18 protein-coding genes and 1 other annotated feature are annotated in these 17,123 nt (G+C 38.2%); of the genes, 5 read left to right on the top strand and 13 right to left on the bottom strand.

Going from position 1 to position 17,123, the window contains the following annotated elements:
• Positions 1-13: 13 nt before the first annotated feature.
• A complete protein-coding gene (locus A9500_RS05765) occupies positions 14-1,579 on the bottom strand; it encodes a cytochrome ubiquinol oxidase subunit I (RefSeq protein ID WP_065244222.1) in 1,566 nt (521 codons plus the stop codon).
• Positions 1,580-2,038: 459 nt separating this feature from the next.
• On the opposite strand from A9500_RS05765, the gene A9500_RS05760 reads away from it, so the two are divergent.
• The gene (locus A9500_RS05760; RefSeq protein WP_049368010.1) at positions 2,039-2,350 is read left to right on the top strand and encodes a DUF5339 domain-containing protein; all 312 of its coding nucleotides are present in this window, start codon (positions 2,039-2,041) and stop codon (positions 2,348-2,350) included.
• A 55-nt stretch (positions 2,351-2,405) separates the two neighbouring features.
• Here the strand turns inward: A9500_RS05760 and ruvB are convergent, their stop codons facing one another.
• The 10 genes from ruvB to aspS all read right to left on the bottom strand — a co-directional run bounded on the left by ruvB (position 2,406) and on the right by aspS (position 10,409).
• Positions 2,406-3,413, bottom strand: a complete 1,008-nt coding sequence (ruvB, locus tag A9500_RS05755; RefSeq protein WP_041918230.1) for a Holliday junction branch migration DNA helicase RuvB — start codon at positions 3,411-3,413, stop codon at positions 2,406-2,408.
• A gap of 13 nt (positions 3,414-3,426) precedes the next feature.
• Positions 3,427-4,038: a Holliday junction branch migration protein RuvA gene (ruvA, locus tag A9500_RS05750; protein ID WP_049368011.1), complete on the bottom strand. Its 612-nt coding sequence runs from the start codon at positions 4,036-4,038 to the stop codon at positions 3,427-3,429.
• A gap of 59 nt (positions 4,039-4,097) precedes the next feature.
• A complete protein-coding gene (gene ruvC / locus A9500_RS05745) occupies positions 4,098-4,670 on the bottom strand; it encodes a crossover junction endodeoxyribonuclease RuvC (protein ID WP_065244221.1) in 573 nt (190 codons plus the stop codon).
• A gap of 50 nt (positions 4,671-4,720) precedes the next feature.
• Positions 4,721-5,155 (bottom strand): hypothetical protein, encoded by a 435-nt coding sequence (locus A9500_RS05740; protein ID WP_065244220.1) that lies wholly within the window; start codon positions 5,153-5,155, stop codon positions 4,721-4,723.
• Between the two features lie 17 nt (positions 5,156-5,172).
• Positions 5,173-5,913 (bottom strand): YebC/PmpR family DNA-binding transcriptional regulator, encoded by a 741-nt coding sequence (locus A9500_RS05735; RefSeq protein WP_005697071.1) that lies wholly within the window; start codon positions 5,911-5,913, stop codon positions 5,173-5,175.
• Positions 5,914-5,943: 30 nt separating this feature from the next.
• Positions 5,944-6,417 carry a dihydroneopterin triphosphate diphosphatase gene (nudB, locus tag A9500_RS05730; RefSeq protein WP_065244219.1) on the bottom strand — a complete coding sequence of 158 codons (474 nt, stop codon included), beginning with the start codon at positions 6,415-6,417 and terminating at the stop codon, positions 5,944-5,946.
• 101 nt (positions 6,418-6,518) lie between these two features.
• Complete coding sequence (locus A9500_RS05725) at positions 6,519-7,787, bottom strand: NRAMP family divalent metal transporter (RefSeq protein WP_014064903.1); 1,269 nt, start codon at positions 7,785-7,787, stop codon at positions 6,519-6,521.
• 284 nt (positions 7,788-8,071) lie between these two features.
• Positions 8,072-8,449, bottom strand: coding sequence for an opioid growth factor receptor-related protein (locus A9500_RS05720; RefSeq protein WP_257005678.1), 378 nt, complete (start codon positions 8,447-8,449; stop codon positions 8,072-8,074).
• A gap of 15 nt (positions 8,450-8,464) precedes the next feature.
• On the bottom strand, positions 8,465-8,593 hold the full coding sequence (locus tag A9500_RS10890) for a hypothetical protein (RefSeq protein ID WP_257005677.1): 129 nt from the start codon (positions 8,591-8,593) through the stop codon (positions 8,465-8,467).
• A gap of 49 nt (positions 8,594-8,642) precedes the next feature.
• The gene (gene aspS / locus A9500_RS05715; RefSeq protein WP_065244218.1) at positions 8,643-10,409 is read right to left on the bottom strand and encodes an aspartate--tRNA ligase; all 1,767 of its coding nucleotides are present in this window, start codon (positions 10,407-10,409) and stop codon (positions 8,643-8,645) included.
• 184 nt (positions 10,410-10,593) lie between these two features.
• On the opposite strand from aspS, the gene cmoA reads away from it, so the two are divergent.
• Positions 10,594-11,319, top strand: a complete 726-nt coding sequence (gene cmoA, locus A9500_RS05710) for a carboxy-S-adenosyl-L-methionine synthase CmoA (protein ID WP_065244217.1) — start codon at positions 10,594-10,596, stop codon at positions 11,317-11,319.
• Between the two features lie 67 nt (positions 11,320-11,386).
• Here cmoA and A9500_RS10885 read toward each other — a convergent pair whose 3' ends face one another.
• A complete protein-coding gene (locus tag A9500_RS10885) occupies positions 11,387-12,880 on the bottom strand; it encodes a GDYXXLXY domain-containing protein (RefSeq protein WP_257005676.1) in 1,494 nt (497 codons plus the stop codon).
• Complete coding sequence (locus A9500_RS10880) at positions 12,852-14,066, bottom strand: DUF2157 domain-containing protein (RefSeq protein WP_257005675.1); 1,215 nt, start codon at positions 14,064-14,066, stop codon at positions 12,852-12,854. The genes A9500_RS10885 and A9500_RS10880 overlap by 29 nt, the downstream gene beginning before the upstream one ends.
• Positions 14,067-14,234: 168 nt before the next feature.
• Between A9500_RS10880 and gloA the strand changes: the two genes are divergently transcribed.
• From gloA to A9500_RS05690, 3 genes are all read left to right on the top strand, one after another.
• Positions 14,235-14,642 carry a lactoylglutathione lyase gene (gene gloA / locus A9500_RS05700; RefSeq protein ID WP_049356445.1) on the top strand — a complete coding sequence of 136 codons (408 nt, stop codon included), beginning with the start codon at positions 14,235-14,237 and terminating at the stop codon, positions 14,640-14,642.
• 74 nt (positions 14,643-14,716) lie between these two features.
• Positions 14,717-15,406, top strand: a complete 690-nt coding sequence (rnt, locus tag A9500_RS05695) for a ribonuclease T (RefSeq protein WP_049384305.1) — start codon at positions 14,717-14,719, stop codon at positions 15,404-15,406.
• A 117-nt stretch (positions 15,407-15,523) separates the two neighbouring features.
• Positions 15,524-15,651: a sequence feature (His leader region), on the top strand.
• A 103-nt stretch (positions 15,652-15,754) separates the two neighbouring features.
• A complete protein-coding gene (locus tag A9500_RS05690; RefSeq protein ID WP_054418282.1) occupies positions 15,755-17,107 on the top strand; it encodes a Na+/H+ antiporter family protein in 1,353 nt (450 codons plus the stop codon).
• The last annotated feature ends 16 nt before the right edge of the window (positions 17,108-17,123 follow it).

The following is a 17,123-nucleotide window of genomic DNA, read 5'->3' as shown; positions in this document are numbered from 1 at the left end:
ATCCATCTCCTGCTTATTTAGATGATTGCTCAAAATAGTATTTGCCGGTTTTCAATGCACTTGGACCTAAACGTGCATATTTAAACATCAAATACATTTCCGCAATAATGAAGAAGAAGTAAAGTACACAAATTAAACCGATAGAGAACCATAAGTCACCTACACTCAAGTTAGAGGCAGACACACCTACCGGTAATACTTCATAAATCGCCCATGGTTGACGACCAAATTCAGCTAAGAACCAACCAAATTCAATCGCTAAGATTGGCAATGGGATACCCCAAAGCAATGCTTTAAGTAATAAGCGAGAAGAAGTCACTTTGTTACGTAAATTCTGAACAAATGCGCCGAAAGCTAATAAGATAATTAAACCACCAGCCGCTAACATACCACGGAATGCCCAGAAGTTAGGACCTACGTTTGGAATAGTATCACGTGCCGCTTGTTTAATTTGTTCATCCGTTGCATCAACAACTTTATCTGTGTAACGTTTTAATAATAAACCGAAACCTAAATCACCTTTGACTTCATCAAATTTTGCTTTAGTTTCTGGATTTACTTGGCCTGCTGATTTTTTCTCTGCTTTTAATTGTGTGAATAAATCATAAGCAACCATACCGTTACGAACACGACCTTCATTTTTTGCTTGAATTTCTTTCAAACCAACGATTTCAGTGTCTAAAGAACGCGTTGCAATTAAACCACCTAAATATGGGATTTCAATCGCAAAATCATTTTTCATTTCTGCAGTATTTGGAATCGCCACTGGGTGGAATGGTGCAGGTGCTGCATGAGTATCAAACTCAGCTTCCATTGCAGCCAATTTCACAGGTTGTGCTTTACCAATGTCATAACCTGATTCATCACCCATAATTAATACAGCTGATGCAGCGATAAAACCAAAAGTTGCCGCTACAGAGAATGAACGTTTAGCAAAACCGATATCGCGGCCTTTTAATAAATAGAATGCGCTGATACCTAATACAAACATTGCACCGGTTGTATAACCGGCTGTTAATGTGTGTAAGAATTTACTTTGCGCAACTGGATTTAACCAAAGATCTAAGAAGCTGGTCATTTCCATACGAACGGTTTCAAAGTTAAATTCTGCCGCTACTGGGTTTTGCATCCAACCGTTTGCCACTAAAATCCACATTGCTGAAAGGTTTGAACCAAAGGCTACACAGTAAGTTGCGAGTAAGTGTTTACCTTTAGTTAAACGATCCCAACCGAAGAAGAATAGACCCACGAAAGTGGATTCTAAGAAGAACGCAAGTAATGCTTCGATAGCTAATGGCGCACCGAAAATATCACCTACATAGTGAGAATAATACGACCAGTTTGTCCCGAATTGGAACTCCATGATAATACCGGTCGTCACCCCTAGAGCAAAGTTAATACCAAATAACTTACCCCAGAATTTTGTCATATCTTTATATACTTCTTTGCCCGTTTTAACATAAATGGTTTCCATGATCACAAGAACGAAAGATAAACCTAATGTTAATGGTACAAAAATGAAGTGATATAACGCAGTTAACGCAAACTGCAAGCGTGAGAGATCAACAACGTCTAACATCTCAACTCCTTGTATAAATCTACAAGATTTTCACTTTGTGATTACCAAGGATACCCCAAAATAACCACCCCAAACTACTCAACACAAATTGTTAAGAAATATTGAATTATTTACGTAATAATTGCCTTTTCTATTCTCAAAACAGAATACAGTAACCGATTACAATATAAATATTCAAAATATTTGTCATATTCTACTACTATTTATGAGGATAAAAAACAGAAAAAACCGTTATCTTGATCACATTTTTTGATATAAGTTACAAAATACCCTATTTTGCATAACAATGACAAAATTGATCCACATCAAATTCTGTATTTTTTGCTCAAAATGGAAAAATTTATCTATCACAAGGAAACTTTATTTAAAAAAAATGGACAAAATAATCACTAGACAGGGCTGCAAGATTTTGCTATTTTTTAGCCTAATAATATTTGGAGAGATTTGTAGGGATTTACAATGAAAAAAATTTGCGTAATTTTGACCGCACTTTTCGGTTCTATGGCATTATCTGCTACCGCAGCACCTCTTACAGAAAACAAAGCTGCTCTTCCACAACAATGTACACAGTTATTTAAAGAAACAGAAAATTTGATTGCTCAAGCAGAAAAACAGCCTGGCACTCATACTCAAGTAGGTAAAATCAAAAGTAAACTTAATCAAAGCAAACAGCAAATTCTCGAGATGGAATTAGCGACTCAACAAAAAAGCTGTGATGTGGGTTTAGCAAGATTAAATAGCATGAAGAGCTATACTGAAGGAACTAACTAAGCAGGTTTCAAAAAGAAAGGACATATTGATATCAATATGTCCTTTTTTCTATCTCTTATTCTGACGGCTTCTGAAGTCCGAAGTGTCGATAAGTTAACGAGGTCGCAATTCGGCCTCGAGGCGTACGCTGTAAAAATCCTTGTTGAATCAAGTAAGGTTCTAAAACATCCTCGATAGTGTCTCGTTCTTCACCTATTGCTGCAGCCAAGTTATCTAACCCAACTGGCCCACCATCAAAACGTTCAATCACAGCGGTAAGCAATTTTCTATCTAAATAATCAAAGCCCGCATCATCTACATCCAACATTGAAAGCGCTTGTTTCGCAATGTCTGCTGAAATAATGCCATCATTACGCACATCAGCAAAATCTCGAACGCGACGCAATAAACGGTTTGCAATACGAGGGGTGCCACGTGAACGACGAGCCACTTCAAAAGCGGCTTTATCTTCTAATTCGAGATTTAAGCAAGAGGCACTTCTTGTCACAATAGAAGTTAAATCTTCAACGGAATAAAATTCTAAACGTTGAACGATACCGAAACGATCACGTAGTGGTGAAGTTAAAGAACCCGCTCGAGTTGTTGCACCAATTAATGTGAAAGGTGGCAAATCTAATTTAATTGAGCGTGCAGCAGGTCCTTCACCGATCATAATATCCAGCTGATAATCTTCCATTGCTGGATAAAGCACTTCTTCAATCGCAGGGGAAAGACGGTGAATTTCATCAATAAACAACACATCATGGGGTTCAAGATTTGTCAGCATTGCTGCCAAATCCCCTGCTTTTTCAAGAACAGGGCCTGACGTTGTGCGAATATTCACACCCATTTCATTTGCCACAATATTAGCTAGCGTCGTTTTTCCTAAACCTGGAGGGCCGAAGATCAAAAGATGATCTAAGGCATCTTGACGCAATTTTGCCGCCTTAATAAAAATATCCATTTGCTCTCGCACTTGCGGCTGTCCCACATAGTCCGCTAAAAGCTTTGGACGAATCGCACGATCGATGACATCTTCATCCATCTTTGCCTGACTGCTAATAATTCTATCTGCTTCGATCATATCTGTTTAATCTTTATAATGCGGCTTTTAAAGCTTCGCGAATTAATTGCTCACTGCTCAAGTCAGCTTTAGCGACTTTTTTCACCATTTTTTCAGCATCGGTTGGTTTATAGCCTAACGCAATCAGCGCAGCAACCGCTTCATCAGCTGAGCTCTCCGCTTGACGTAATTCTGAAGTTGACGGAATATGCTTGCTCTCCACAAAGAAATCACTTTGGCGAACATCTTTAAACTTCCCTTTTAACTCTACTAATAAACGTTCAGCCGTCTTCTTGCCCACACCAGGAATTTTAACTAATTTTGACAGTTCTTCTCGTTCAATAGCATAAGCAAACTGCTCTACTGACATTGCAGATAAAATCGCAAGTGCCAATTTAGGGCCAACACCATTGGTTTTAATTAATTCACGGAATAAAGTGCGGTCAGTTTTTTGGGCGAATCCAAAAAGAAGATGAGCATCTTCACGCACAACAAGATGGGTAAATAAAGTAGTTTCTTGCCCGATTTCAGGTAAGTCATAAAAACTGGTCATTGGTAATAATAATTCGTAACCGACGCCTTGAACATCAAGCAATATTTCAGGAGGTTGTTTTTCTAATAAGATGCCTTTTAAACGACCGATCATAAGATTTCCATGTAAAAAAAATTTTGCATAGAATAAAATAAAACTGGATATTAATCCAGTTAAATTTTTAATCTAAATCGACCTCGACTGTACCTTGTTTTTAAAAGTGCGGTCATTTTTTCGTGTGTTTCTGTGGTTTTGACCGAGCTTGCAATATGCAAGGAATGTTGAATGGTATGAGCATGAGTGATCGCAATGGCTAAAGCATCTGCCGCATCAGCTTGTGGTTTATCTGAGAGCTTCAAAATTCGTGTCACCATGTCTTGAACTTGAACTTTATCTGCAGAACCAATCCCAACGACAGTCTGTTTCACCAAACGAGCGGCATATTCAAATACCGGTAAATCATGGTTCACGGCTGCCACAATCGCCGTACCACGTGCTTGCCCGAGTTTTAAAGCTGAATCCGCATTTTTAGCCATAAACACTTGTTCAATGGCAAACATATCGGGCTGAAATTGTGTGATGATTTCTGTCACGCCAGCATAAATTCGTTTTAAGCGTGTAGGCAGGTCTTCTACTTGTGTGCGGATTGCGCCACTGCCGAGATATTCTAAATGGCGACCACTTTGCCTAATCACACCATAGCCCGTTACACGAGAACCTGGGTCAATGCCTAAAATAATACTCATAAATTCTCAAAAATAAACGGCCGGTCAATGCCGGCCGTTTTTAGCGTTAATTATTGGTTTGCTTTTGCAGTTGCTTTTGCATCTACATCACAGTTTTTCACAACAATTTTGTCTGCTTTTTTGCCTTTAATTAAAAGATTTACTGGCACAACAGAATCAAATTTATCTAAAGTTAAACCACTATCTACGTTCCAAACATATTTGCCTGAAGTAAATGAAGTGAAGTCTTTTTGATCTGCATCACGAGCAAAATCTTTCGCGATAACTTTGTTACCCACCATCACCATTGCTGCTGTTGGCTCTTGGTTTTCGAATTGATAAACTGCAGTTACAGTTTTCTTGTTACAAGTATAAACTACCGTTTTATCCGTTACAGTAGGGGTGGCCATTTGTTCCGCTTTGTTTTCCATTTTTGGTGCATCGCTTGCACACGCAGATAAAACAACAAGAGCGGCCATTGCAGGTAATACTTTAGCTAATTTCATTCTAAATCTCCTTAAAATTACAGCTGAGCTGCAACTTCATCACTAATTTCACCGTTATGATATACGTTTTGTACATCGTCACAGTCTTCTAACATGTCAATTAAACGCAACAATTTAGGCGCAGTTTCAAGATCAAGATCAACCGTTGTTGATGGAATCATTGTCACTTCTGCATTATCAATTTTAAATCCTGCTGCTTCGATTGCATCGCGCACAGAACCTAAATCTTCCCACGCAGTATAGATTTCAAATGATCCATCATCTTGTGGTTGAACATCATCTGCACCGGCTTCAATTGCCGCCTCCATTAACGCATCTTCTTCACCTTGGCTAATTAAAATCAAGCCTTTTTTGCTGAATAAGTAGCCTACAGAACCTTCAGTCCCTAAGTTACCACCACATTTAGTGAAACTTGGGCGAACCTGTGAGATGGTTCGGTTTGCGTTGTCACTTAGACACTCAACCATCACAGCAGTTCCACCCGGACCATAACCTTCGTAAATTCTTGTTTCCATATTGGTGTCATCACCACCACCCACACCGCGTTCAATCGCACGGTTAATGGTGTCGCGAGTCATATTGCTCGATAAGGCTTTATCTACTGCCGCACGTAGACGCGGGTTAGCACTGACATCACCGCCACCAATTTTTGCAGCAGTCACTAATTCACGAATTAATTTTGTAAAAATTTTACCGCGTTGCGCATCTTGTGCTGCTTTACGGTGTTTAATATTTGCCCACTTACTATGGCCTGCCATGTTGTTTTCCTTCTTATCTTAAAAACGTTTTTAAATTAAATCCTCTTTTAGAGGAAAGCCGTTCATCAAATATTTTTTGATGGCCTCGGCATTATTCGGCGATTTCGTCATTTGGATCGCATGTTCTGGTGAAACCCATTGATACGCCAAATGCTCACTTAATATCGGTTTAAATTCCTGCTCAACTGCCAATAAAAACCAATGTTCATGACAGTGAGTTACATTCGGTGCGTATTTATAGCGGAAATGCGGGAAAATTTCAAATTCTATACTCTCTTTACAATCAAAAAGTGCGGTCGAATTTTCTTCTATTTTTAATCCAACTTCTTCCCAAACTTCTCGAATTGCTGTTTCTCTTGGTGTTTCGTTGGTTTCCAATGTCCCCGTAACGGATTGCCAAAAAGTGGAATCATCTTGGCGTTGAAGCATAAGAACACGATGCGTGCTTTCCGCATAAATTACCACGAGAACCGATTGATTATTTTTATATTTCAAGCTCGTCATCTACATAATTGAGAATGGGCAGCATCATACCTTTTCTACTAAAAACTTTCAAAAAAATTACCGCACTTTAAAACTAAAGTGCGGTAATTATCTCAATTATTTTAGTTTAACCAGCCAGCTTGTTGGGCGATAAACAAGCCTGCAAAGGCTGTTAAGTAGAATAAACCGATAAGGGATAACCACAATAATCCGCCTTTTACACTGTGTTTCGCGTGCTTAGTCAGAGATAAATTCAACCAAGCAAAGATTGGTGCAGAAACAAATGAAGCAATCATCGCGAATTTCAGCATTGGGCCTACTGCATTATTAAAGTAGAAAATAATCGCTAAACCAGATAACGCCGCAAAAATCATACCGATATTAAGAATTCTCACAGAGCTTTCTTGTTTACCGAATAAGATACGCAAAGATTCAACATTGGTACGAGAGTAACCATCAATTACTGTAATTGTTGTACCAAACATACACATGAACGCAATGACTGCAATTAATAAGCGAGACCATTCACCAATAGTACTTGCATACATATTGATAAGTTGTGCGATATATTTTCCGCCCACCATCTCTACGGTTTCAGGAGAACCATATTGCACCAATGCACCAAGCGCTAAAAATACGACAGCTAAAATTGCTGTACCGATATAACCCACGTTGAAGTCAAATAAACCATCTTCATAAGATACTTTCGTTAGACGACGTTTTGCCACCACCCACATAGAGTTAACAGCAGAAATTTCAATTGGTGCAGGCATCCAGCCCATTAAGGCCACTAAAAACGCTAATTTACTTAATTCCCATGGAGAAGGTGCTACAAAATCAGGTGTGGCTACGCCATTGATACCATTACGCATAAAAGCAATCACGACAGCGCTCACGGTTGTTACCGTTAAAGCAATCATGATGATTTTCGATAAACTATCTAATAAACGGTATTTCCCTAACAATAAAATGCCGGTTGTCACAAGAATCACTAATGAGCTTAATACTGGCATTGGAAGTGGAATTGGTGTAATAAACGTTAAAATTGCAGCTGTTAATAATCCTACTGCCGCGGTATTAATCACTGTAGCAAAAACGTTTAAAGCAAGGAATAACCAAAGATAGAATTTCCCTTTTTGACGGTAACCTTCTAACAAGGTATTACCGGTATCTAGGGTATATTGAACACCGAAACGGAAGAAAGGATATTTAAATAAGTTAGCAAGAATAACAATACTCACTAATTCCCAACCATAGATCGCACCAGCTTGGGTAGATGCAATAATATGCGAACCACCAACAGCTGCTGATGCCATCACGATGCCCGGGCCTAAGGCAGAGAATTTACTCGCCCACGTTGATTTTTCTACTGGAGTTGAAACTTCACTCATAAAATGTTCTCTTATAAATTAATCATAAATCGAAAAAGGTCTTATTTATAATAGAATTTTATCCTTGAGTAAAGTAAATAAAGTTCCATTTAAAGAAGAATAAAAGAGTAAAAATCTAATTATTTTGAAATTTCAGGATATAACTTCAAAACAAATAAAACTACATCATATTCATACCAAAAAAGTGATGTATTTAAGTGAATAAAATTTTTTCAATAAAAAGAAAGTGCGGTCAAAATCAGTTGAATTTTTGACCGCACTTTATTGCAAATATGTATTCTTTGTTATCTATCTAATGAAGGTACCAATGTTGCATTCAGCCAATAGTCAAATATTTTGGGATTCACATTGCCATATTTATCTGCGATAACTAACAATGCTTGTTGTAGTGAGAGCGCTAACTCTGGCTGATCACACAGTGCAAGGCTATGGATTGTTCGAGTCATCCTTAATTGATTATGGTCATGAGGTTTTAACCAAGTATATTCTTTCTTAGTCAAAATACCTTTTTCAACAATATTTAATCCATCACGCACCATCCCCCAAAAATCAAGCATTACATCCAAGGATTTCTGTTGATGTTGCTTTAATAAATCAGAATGAGCAAAATCCAATCTATCCTGCTTTGTTAAAATCGGTGAAGGATGGTATCTCGACATCACCTCTAAAGGAAAAATCTATTGGATAAAATTATGTGTATATTCTAATTTTTGATGGTTAAATTCCCAAATATCCTTAATATAACGCCCATGTGTATCTGGAATTTGATTCGCATAGAACTGTAATAAAGGACTAAAATTCTGCATAAATCACCAAAACAAAGGGCGTATTAAATACGCCCTAATAACTTTTCTATTATTCAGCTTTAGTCACTGCAATACTCAACTCCGCTAACGCCTGCGGATTCGCAAAACTTGGTGCCTCTGTCATTAAACACGCTGCTGCTGTTGTTTTCGGGAATGCAATCACATCACGGATATTTTCAGTGCCTGTTAAAAGCATGGTTAAACGGTCTAAACCAAATGCTAAACCTGCATGTGGCGGTGTACCGAATTTTAATGCATCTAATAAGAAACCAAATTTTTCACGTTGTTCTTGTTCGTTAATACCAAGAATACGGAAGACGGTTTGTTGCATTTTCGGATCGAAAATACGCACGGAACCGCCACCAACTTCATAACCATTGATCACCATATCGTAAGCATTAGCGACCGCACTTGTCGGATTCGCTTCTAATTGTTCCGGGCTAAAATCTTTTGGTGAGGTGAATGGGTGATGCATTGCAGCAAGATTACCTTCATCGTCACGTTCAAACATTGGGAAATCAATTACCCAAAGCGGTTGCCATTCGTCTAAACGAGTTAAGCCAAGATCACGACCTAATTTCAAACGCAACGCGCCCATTGCGTCTGTAGTAGTTTGCCATTTGTCCGCACCGAAGAATAAAATATCGCCAGTTTGAGCTTTCACACGTTCAGCTAATGCTTTCCATATCTCTTCATTTAAGAATTTCGCGATCGGGCTTTGTACGCCTTCAAGGCCTGCATTAATGTCATTCACTTTCGCCCAAGCCAAACCTTTCGCACCGTAGATGCCTACAAATTGTGTATATTCATCAATTTGTTTACGAGTGATTTCTGTACCATTTGGTACACGAATGACTGCCACACGGCCGTTTGGATTGTTTGCAGGCTCATTAAATACTTTAAATTCAACATCTTTAACGATGTCTGCCACATCGACTAGTTCAAGCGGGTTACGCAAATCTGGTTTATCTGAGCCAAAACGAGTCATCGCTTCTTGCCAGGTCATTTGTGGGAATTTACCTAAATCCACACCAATGATGTTTTGCCATAAACCGTGTACCATGCGTTCCATGATCTCACGTACTTCTGGCGCAGTTAAGAAAGAAGTTTCCACATCGATTTGAGTAAATTCAGGCTGACGATCTGCGCGTAAATCTTCATCACGGAAACATTTCACGATTTGATAATAACGATCAAAACCAGACATCATTAAAAGCTGTTTGAAAAGCTGTGGTGATTGAGGTAATGCATAGAATTTGCCTTTATGCACACGACTTGGCACTAAATAGTCACGCGCACCTTCTGGCGTTGCTTTGGTAAGCATTGGGGTTTCAATATCAAGGAAACCATTGTCATCCATAAAACGACGCACAAAGCTGGTGATTTTTGCACGGGTTTTCAAACGTTGTGCCATTTCTGGACGACGTAAATCTAAATAGCGATATTTTAAACGTTGTTCTTCGGTGTTATTTTGGTTGAAGTCTAATGGTAAAACGTCAGAAGCGTTGTAGATACGTAATTCTTTCGCCAATACTTCTACTTCGCCTGTCGCCATATTTTTATTAACTTGATTATCAGGACGCGCGATCACTTCACCTTTAATTTGAATACAAAATTCATTACGTAAGCTTGAAGCAGCAGTTAACGCTTCTTGATATTTCGGGTCAAAACAAACTTGTACGACACCATCACGATCACGCATATCAATAAAAATTAAACCGCCTAAATCGCGACGACGGTGAACCCAACCGCTTAATGTTACTTCTTGTCCAATATGGTTGCGGTTTAATGCACCGCAATAATGTGTACGCATCATTTCTATATTCCTTTCATTTTTCTAAAAATGGATAATTAACACGTTGATTATACGGAAAAAGACATGCCTTTTAAATTGAAAAGCGAAATTTATTTGATCCTTTAAAAACTTTCACTAAAATGACCGCAGTTTTTTGCATTTTATCTAAATAAATGCCCTCTCAATACAACAACAGAACTCAATCATGATGAAAGATACAATTTTTGCAGCCCCGATCGAAAAACTGGGCGATTTTACTTTTGATGAAAGCGTGGCGGAAGTGTTCCCCGATATGATTCAACGCTCGATTCCGGGCTACTCCAACATTATCACGGCGATTGGTATGTTGGCTGAGCGTTTTGTGACTGCAGACAGCCAAGTCTATGATTTGGGCTGTTCACGCGGTGCGGCAGCTCTTTCTATGCGACGTAATATTAAACAACCGAATGTGAAAATTATCGGTGTCGATAATTCTTTGCCAATGGTGGAACGCTGCCGTCAGCACGTTGCGGCTTATCATAGTGATGTACCCGTAGAAATTCTTTGCGATGATATTCGTCAAATTGAAATTAAGAACGCCTCAATGGTAGTGCTCAACTTCACATTGCAATTTTTACCACCAGAAGATCGTGTAGCCTTGCTCACCAAAATCTACCAAGGTTTAAACCCAAATGGTGTATTGGTGCTCTCTGAAAAATTCCGTTTTGAAGATGAAAAAGTGAATGAGTTGCTTATTGACCTCCACCACCAATTCAAACGTGCTAACGGTTACAGTGAGCTTGAAGTGAGCCAAAAACGCACCGCACTTGAAAATGTAATGCGTACTGACTCGATTGACATCCACAAAGAGCGGTTAAAAAACATCGGATTTTCACACGTCGAATTATGGTTCCAATGTTTTAATTTTGGCTCGATGATCGCGGTAAAATAATCATAACCCAATCAATCATCTAAAAAATAAGGGCGTATCAAATACGCCCTTATTTGTCACCAATGCTTTATAGCCCTTTTAAATCCTTATCTAATAAACGAGCTAGCAACAAAATACCGTCTTTAAAGCGATATTCTGCATATTCTGCTTGTGCATAATATTCACCTTTTCCTTCTGCAAAGAAATAATCTTGGCTTGGTAATTTAGGAAGCCAACTACCATTATAACGAATTGGCAAATAAACATTTGGTGTGCAATGTTTAAAATCTGTTGGTATTTCTGATTGCGCCTCACAAAATGTCGCAACATGATTTTTATCAAGATGAACAAGGAGATAAGCTTTGTTTCCCGAAGGACTTGATTCATCTATACCTGTGGTTTCAGTGGTTTCATTAGATTCAAGAGTATCAATAGATTCATTGCTTTCAAGGGATTCATTTGATTCAGGTAAAACCTGACTTTGCTGAAACTCAGATAAAATAGCGTAATTCAATATCATATAATCGCCTTGCATCAATGAACGAGGATCCACAGGGGCGATTTTTAAAACAATAGGCTTACCGGTAGCCAGCACATCTTCAAATTGCTGCACTTTATAGTTCACCGCCCCCAATAATGCAATCACAAAGACGCCAACAAGCCAAATCGGTGCTTTAAAAACAGAATGGTTTTCGACCGCACTTTGTGAAGGCGCTTTATAACGTGCATGCAAGAATAAAGTAACAATCGCAAAAATAACGGCAAAGCTTACTAGCAATACCCCTTTATAGAGTAATGGGATGCTCAATTGGTAATAGAACCCACCTAAATAAACAACAAAGGCAAATACCAAAAGACCGAAGAACGCACGGCTGTCCGTCCAATAAACAAGCAATAATAACGCTGTTAAATATAAAATGACGGGTATCCCAACAAAGCCTAATGCAAACAAGGTTAATACTAATAAAATTAACACTGCTTCTGTGTGTTTGGATTCACTATGCTTATTCATTAGTGCATAGACAATTAATGGTAATGCACAGATAAGCAGATATAAGATATGGCTAACATCAAACTGGAAGTGTGACCAAAATTGTCCACTTAAAACTTGCAACACATTATCAAGACTCATCGCGTCTGCTGGCATGACATCACTTGAAACATCTGTATCAATAAGGCCATAATCTACCCAAGGAATCGTCATATACGACGGCACAGAGATCCATAGAGAGAATAATACTGTTCCCCAGGCAATAGGCTTTAAATGAATTCGCGCTGATTGATGAGGTCGCATGACCCAATAAAAGAGTACAATCGAACTCAGGAGCTGGATTTTATTAAACCATGTGTTATTAAACCATGTGTTAAACCATGCGTTATTCAAGCTGTAACTATGGAAATATAGATTATAGGAAATTTGCCAATACACGAGAAGCTGGGTAACCAGTAGAATCCTCACTAAAGAATTCGGCATCAATTTGTAGCTAACGATAATAATGACGGTAAAAATTAGTGCGGAGATAAAAATACCGAAATTTGAATCCTCGCTAAATTCATATCCTAATAAAAGAAAAAAAATCATCAAATTTAACAAGCAAATAGAATCCTAAAAAACTGTTTGCGATTAGAAAAAATAAACCTGCTAAAATTATAGTGTATTCATTTTTATCTTTATTTAAAGTAATCAACCAAGCTATACCAAATAAAAGAATACCAACAATGAATGCACTAGACGCATCTAAACCTAAAAATAAAAATAACCAAACACCTATAGTCACGAAAGCTATCAATAAAGCTATCATCCATAGTATTGAAATCGCCCAATGGGATTTCTTATTATTTGGATATTCTTGTTGATAGCGTTTCACTAACCACTTGATTGCCATGACAGTGAAAATAAAGCCAATCAATCCTAAAACCACCCCCTCTTCTACACCACGAATCAAAAGAGATGCCAATACATCACGAATCAAAAGAGATGCCAAAAAGCAATAAGCGCCAAGCAAGGCTATGACTGAAATAATTAAATTAATAAAATCAAAGCGATATTTGTGATATACATAAAGTGCGATTAAGGCAGGAATAGCAATTAGCAAAGAACTGAGTGGTGAACGACCAAGCTCACCCCAAGCATAAGCATAAAAGTACACATCATAAATTACTATTAAACCGAATAAACTGGCAAAAGTCAGTACTAGAAATACTTTGGGTAAAATGCGCCAATGTTGGTCATGAAAAGCTTTACTGAATAATTCCGATATCACAAGCAATCCAGCATTAATCAGCACGGCATAACACATTGAGTTATAGGCGTTTTGTTCATTAAATAAATAAAACGCAACATTGGCGGTGGCGGCAAATAATAATGCAGAGGCCACATTCGGAAATAATAATAAAAATGGAAGTTGGCAAAGTGTCCAAACAGCAAATAACTGCCATACATCAGCCCCCGTTTGATAGGTTTGGCCGACTAAGGCAAATAAACCGCCAATCAAGACTGAAACAACAAAAAAGATACTATATGTCTTCCACTTTAGTTTTTCTTTGGCTTGTCGACGACTCTCTCGAATAAAGCAATAAATACCTAATACCACTGTCACCACAAGCAATGTTTGTAAGCCATAAATTTTGGCTAAATCAGAAAAATAATCTAAATTAGCTGCAATTAACGTGACTACTCCACTCGTTAAAAACCCTACGGTTAATAATAAAAACAGTAAATTTAAATAACGTTGCCAAGAAAGATTAAAAAGGCCAGCTGTATTCATTCATTTTTTCCTTTTTATAAAAAGATTAGTATTATCTTAGCATAATAGTAAGGTAAATAAATAACTTAAAAAATGTAATGTAATTTACCCGAGTTTCGAAGATTAATTCGCGCCACATTGCATTTTATGGTAGAATTTTTAACCTAAAGATAATGGGGGGAGAACAACATGCAAATTTTACACACAATGCTTCGAGTAGGTGATTTAGATCGCTCTATTAAATTTTATCAAGATGTTTTAGGTATGCGTTTATTGCGTACGAGTGAAAACCCAGAATATAAATATACGCTTGCATTTTTAGGTTACGAAGATGGCGAAAGCGCTGCAGAAATTGAATTAACATACAACTGGGGCGTAGATAAATATGAACAGGGCACTGCGTATGGACATATTGCTATCGGCGTTGATGATATTTATGCTATTTGTGAAGCAGTTCGTGCTAGTGGTGGTAAAGTGACTCGCGAACCAGGCCCTGTTAAAGGTGGTACAACCGTTATTGCTTTCGTTGAAGATCCAGATGGCTATAAAATTGAATTTATCGAAAATAAAAGCTCAAAATCTGGTCTAGGCAATTAATTAAAAGTGCGGTTGATTTTTTCGCTCTTTTATAACGCAGGGTTACCTGCGTTATTTATTTTAAAGGATACAATATGTCCAATTCTCAAGAAATTCCTTATCACCACCAATTAAAAAATCGTTTTCGCGGCTACTTCCCTGTCATTATTGATGTGGAAACAGCGGGATTTGATGCCAAAAAAGATGCACTTTTAGAGCTTGCTGCTATCACCTTAAAAATGGATGAGAATGGCAATTTACAACCTGATCAAAAATGCCATTTTCATATTGAGCCATTTGAGGGCGCGAATATTAATCCGGAATCACTCAAATTTAATGGGATTGATATTCACAATCCATTGCGTGGTGCCGTATCTGAATTAGATGCCATCACAGGGTTATTCCAAATGGTGCGTCGTGGACAAAAAGATGCGGAATGTCAGCGTTCTATCATCGTGGCACATAATGCGGCTTTTGACCAAAGCTTTGTCATGGCTGCGGCAGAACGTACGGGTGTAAAACGCAATCCATTCCACCCTTTTGGGATGTTTGATACGGCAACGCTTGCCGGTTTTATGTTTGGGCAAACGGTACTCGTCAAAGCGTGCCAAGCGGCAAAAATTCCTTTTGATGGCAAACAAGCACACTCTGCGCTATATGATACCGAACGCACAGCAGAATTATTTTGCTATATGGTGAATCATTTAAAAGATCTCGGGGGATTCCCGCATATTGCTCAAACAGATGAAGCGGAAAAAACAGATGAAAATCAGACCGCACTTTAATTTTTAAAATTTTTTAGAAAAAAAACTTGCAATCATTTCTGGTTTACCGTATTTTAAAAAGTAATTCAATTTAGTTATCTAAATAAGAGAGTTTCCAATGAACTTTATCCTTCGTCACCATCATCGCCATTCAACTGAATAATCTTTCAGGCTGTTGGCGTGCTTGGAAGATTTCTTCCGAGCTGACAAGATAAAGATCAAAAAAATCTTACCCCTCGGAAGGCAACTTTCGAGGGGTTTTGTTTTATTATTAATTTACAGGAGTTTATTACTATGCGACATTTAACCTTAAATCAATTTTCTTTTATGCGACCTTTTTCTTTTAATTAATCAATAAGGAACAACAATATGTTATCGAATCCCGTTGTTATTTCAATTGTCGTGCTACTGGCGTTAAGCTTGCTGCGCGTAAACGTGGTTATCGCACTTGTGATTTCCGCTCTGACTGCAGGCTTGTGTGGTGACTTAGGTTTAGGAAAAACCATTGAAGCCTTTACAGGTGGTTTAGGTGGTGGAGCTGAAGTAGCGATGAACTACGCCATGTTAGGCGCATTTGCCATTGCAATTTCAAAATCTGGTATCACTGATTTGCTTGCCTATAAAATCATTACCCGAATGAATAAAACACCAACCGGCAAAAATTTAGCTTGGTTTAAATATACACTACTGAGCATTTTACTTTTATTCGCCATTTCATCCCAAAACTTACTCCCAGTGCACATTGCGTTTATCCCGATTGTTGTGCCACCGTTACTTTCTATTTTTAACCGTTTAAAAATCGACCGTCGTGCAGTGGCTTGTATTATTACCTTTGGTTTAACGGCAACCTATATGATCTTACCTGTCGGTTTCGGGAAAATCTTTATCGAAAGCGTTTTAGTAAAAAATATCAATCTTGCTGGTGCACCACTTGGTTTACAAACTAGTGTTGGTGAAGTTTCTTTTGCTATGCTTATCCCTGTTATTGGTATGATTCTTGGTTTACTCACCGCCGTATTTGTTACCTATCGCAAACCGCGCGAGTATGTTGTGACAACGGCAGAACCAACTACAACTGAAATTGAACAACACATTGCGAACATTAAACCTATTCAAATTACCGCAAGTGCGGTTGCTATTGTCGCGACTTTTGCCACACAGCTTTTCACAAGCTCTACAATTATTGGTGGTTTAGTTGGTTTAATCATTTTCGGTGTATTCGGTATCTTCAAACTCAAAGAAAGTAATGACATTTTCCAACAAGGCTTACGTTTAATGGCGATGATCGGCTTTGTTATGATTGCTGCTTCTGGTTTCGCTAATGTGATTAATACCACAAGCGGTGTGAAAGAGTTAGTTGATGCACTTTCAACTGGTGCGATTCAAAGTAAAGGCGTTGCGGCATTCTTAATGTTACTCGTTGGGTTATTGATTACCATGGGTATTGGTTCTTCTTTCTCAACTGTACCAATTATCACCTCAATTTATGTACCACTTTGTCTCTCTTTTGGCTTCTCACCACTTGCGACAGTCGCTATCGTAGGTGTAGCAGCAGCATTAGGAGATGCGGGTTCACCGGCTTCTGACTCAACACTTGGGCCAACATCCGGTTTGAATATAGATGGTAAACACGACCACATTTGGGATTCTGTTGTGCCAACCTTTATTCACTACAATATCCCATTATTAGCGTTCGGTTGGATTGCAGCCATGACCCTTTAATCGTTATAATCCCTGC

The organism is Haemophilus sp. CCUG 60358 (assembly GCF_001679485.1).
Lineage (GTDB): Bacteria > Pseudomonadota > Gammaproteobacteria > Enterobacterales > Pasteurellaceae > Haemophilus_D.
Note: the sequence above shows the minus strand (reverse complement) of the source record. Positions and strands in the feature narration are given on the sequence as shown.

Coding starts and splice junctions, on each gene's coding strand:
- ruvC (WP_065244221.1), bottom strand. CDS start 4,670: ATGAGTATTATTTTAGGCATTGACCCAGGTTCTCGTGTAACGGGCTAT.
- A9500_RS05760 (WP_049368010.1), top strand. CDS start 2,039: ATGAAAAAAATTTGCGTAATTTTGACCGCACTTTTCGGTTCTATGGCA.
- rnt (WP_049384305.1), top strand. CDS start 14,717: ATGTCCAATTCTCAAGAAATTCCTTATCACCACCAATTAAAAAATCGT.
- A9500_RS05740 (WP_065244220.1), bottom strand. CDS start 5,155: ATGAAATTAGCTAAAGTATTACCTGCAATGGCCGCTCTTGTTGTTTTA.
- aspS (WP_065244218.1), bottom strand. CDS start 10,409: ATGATGCGTACACATTATTGCGGTGCATTAAACCGCAACCATATTGGA.
- A9500_RS05725 (WP_014064903.1), bottom strand. CDS start 7,787: ATGAGTGAAGTTTCAACTCCAGTAGAAAAATCAACGTGGGCGAGTAAA.
- A9500_RS05690 (WP_054418282.1), top strand. CDS start 15,755: ATGTTATCGAATCCCGTTGTTATTTCAATTGTCGTGCTACTGGCGTTA.
- A9500_RS10885 (WP_257005676.1), bottom strand. CDS start 12,880: ATGATTTTTTTTCTTTTATTAGGATATGAATTTAGCGAGGATTCAAAT.
- A9500_RS05765 (WP_065244222.1), bottom strand. CDS start 1,579: ATGTTAGACGTTGTTGATCTCTCACGCTTGCAGTTTGCGTTAACTGCG.
- nudB (WP_065244219.1), bottom strand. CDS start 6,417: ATGACGAGCTTGAAATATAAAAATAATCAATCGGTTCTCGTGGTAATT.
- A9500_RS10890 (WP_257005677.1), bottom strand. CDS start 8,593: ATGCAGAATTTTAGTCCTTTATTACAGTTCTATGCGAATCAAATTCCA.
- ruvB (WP_041918230.1), bottom strand. CDS start 3,413: ATGATCGAAGCAGATAGAATTATTAGCAGTCAGGCAAAGATGGATGAA.
- A9500_RS10880 (WP_257005675.1), bottom strand. CDS start 14,066: ATGAATACAGCTGGCCTTTTTAATCTTTCTTGGCAACGTTATTTAAAT.
- ruvA (WP_049368011.1), bottom strand. CDS start 4,038: ATGATCGGTCGTTTAAAAGGCATCTTATTAGAAAAACAACCTCCTGAA.
- A9500_RS05735 (WP_005697071.1), bottom strand. CDS start 5,913: ATGGCAGGCCATAGTAAGTGGGCAAATATTAAACACCGTAAAGCAGCA.
- gloA (WP_049356445.1), top strand. CDS start 14,235: ATGCAAATTTTACACACAATGCTTCGAGTAGGTGATTTAGATCGCTCT.
- cmoA (WP_065244217.1), top strand. CDS start 10,594: ATGATGAAAGATACAATTTTTGCAGCCCCGATCGAAAAACTGGGCGAT.